The 1,790-nt window shown below is 49.8% G+C and carries 4 tRNA genes and 1 rRNA gene; all 5 read right to left on the bottom strand.

The annotated features are described in order from the left end of the window. Nucleotides 1–296: 296 nt before the first annotated feature. A tRNA-Val gene (locus L3V32_RS26025) sits at nucleotides 297–372 on the bottom strand. Nucleotides 373–386: 14 nt separating this feature from the next. After that, nucleotides 387–462: transfer RNA gene (locus tag L3V32_RS26020), tRNA-Ala, on the bottom strand. A 32-nt stretch (nucleotides 463–494) separates the two neighbouring features. Further along, nucleotides 495–570, bottom strand: a tRNA-Lys gene (locus L3V32_RS26015). Between the two features lie 2 nt (nucleotides 571–572). Next, nucleotides 573–648, bottom strand: a tRNA-Glu gene (locus L3V32_RS26010). A 90-nt stretch (nucleotides 649–738) separates the two neighbouring features. Then, nucleotides 739–1,790: ribosomal RNA gene (locus tag L3V32_RS26005) — 16S ribosomal RNA — on the bottom strand; the annotation flags it as partial.

The following is a 1,790-nucleotide window of genomic DNA, read 5'->3' as shown; positions in this document are numbered from 1 at the left end:
AGGCATCCACCGTGTACGCTTAGTCACTTAACCATACAACCCGAAGGAGTTTCGAATTGAAGTTAAACAACCAAAGTTGTCTCTCATTATTTGAATGAGCGAGAGACATTCGATTTTGCCGGACTCAAATTCCAAGAACACTTGAATGTGTTTTTAGTTGTATTCAAATACATGAATACTTTGAGAACTTTACAAACAACAATAAATTGTTGTTTTGTCAGCTTTCCAAATTGTTAAAGAGCTAGATTTTCTGATGAAAACCATTTTTAAAAGCACTCATTGAATGCGCTTAAAGATGGTGGGCGATACCGGGCTCGAACCAGTGACCCCCTGCTTGTAAGGCAGGTGCTCTCCCAACTGAGCTAATCGCCCATTGTTTCAAAATATGGTGGAGCTATGCGGGATCGAACCGCAGACCTCCTGCGTGCAAGGCAGGCGCTCTCCCAGCTGAGCTATAGCCCCATATTTTGAGTTTTAATTCCTAACGGAAGGAATGGTGGGTCGTGCAGGATTCGAACCTGCGACCAATTGATTAAAAGTCAACTGCTCTACCAACTGAGCTAACGACCCAATGGTATCCCGTAGGGGAGTCGAACCCCTGTTACCGCCGTGAAAGGGCGGTGTCCTAGGCCTCTAGACGAACGGGACACTAAGTTGAACATCTTGGGGGATGTTCTATCTCTTAAACTTCATAAACCGTATCAATCTGTGTGAACACTCATCGCAATAATCATCGTTTAAGGAGGTGATCCAGCGCCAGGTTCCCCTAGCGCTACCTTGTTACGACTTCACCCCAGTCATGAACCACAAAGTGGTAAGCGTCCCCCCGAAGGTTAAACTACCTACTTCTTTTGCAGCCCACTCCCATGGTGTGACGGGCGGTGTGTACAAGGCCCGGGAACGTATTCACCGTGGCATTCTGATCCACGATTACTAGCGATTCCGACTTCATGGAGTCGAGTTGCAGACTCCAATCCGGACTACGACGCACTTTTTGGGATTCGCTCACTTTCGCAAGTTGGCCGCCCTCTGTATGCGCCATTGTAGCACGTGTGTAGCCCTACTCGTAAGGGCCATGATGACTTGACGTCGTCCCCACCTTCCTCCGGTTTATCACCGGCAGTCTCCCTGGAGTTCCCGACATTACTCGCTGGCAAACAAGGATAAGGGTTGCGCTCGTTGCGGGACTTAACCCAACATTTCACAACACGAGCTGACGACAGCCATGCAGCACCTGTCTCAGAGTTCCCGAAGGCACCAATCCATCTCTGGAAAGTTCTCTGGATGTCAAGAGTAGGTAAGGTTCTTCGCGTTGCATCGAATTAAACCACATGCTCCACCGCTTGTGCGGGCCCCCGTCAATTCATTTGAGTTTTAATCTTGCGACCGTACTCCCCAGGCGGTCTACTTAACGCGTTAGCTCCGAAAGCCACGGCTCAAGGCCACAACCTCCAAGTAGACATCGTTTACGGCGTGGACTACCAGGGTATCTAATCCTGTTTGCTCCCCACGCTTTCGCATCTGAGTGTCAGTATCTGTCCAGGGGGCCGCCTTCGCCACCGGTATTCCTTCAGATCTCTACGCATTTCACCGCTACACCTGAAATTCTACCCCCCTCTACAGTACTCTAGTCTGCCAGTTTCAAATGCTATTCCGAGGTTGAGCCCCGGGCTTTCACATCTGACTTAACAAACCACCTGCATGCGCTTTACGCCCAGTAATTCCGATTAACGCTCGCACCCTCCGTATTACCGCGGCTGCTGGCACGGAGTTAGCCGGTGCTTCTTCTG

The sequence above is a fragment of the Vibrio sp. J2-4 genome (assembly GCF_021728155.1).
GTDB lineage: Bacteria > Pseudomonadota > Gammaproteobacteria > Enterobacterales > Vibrionaceae > Vibrio > Vibrio diabolicus.
The sequence above is the reverse complement of the archived record's forward strand: the minus strand, read 5'-3'. Positions and strand labels throughout refer to the sequence as shown.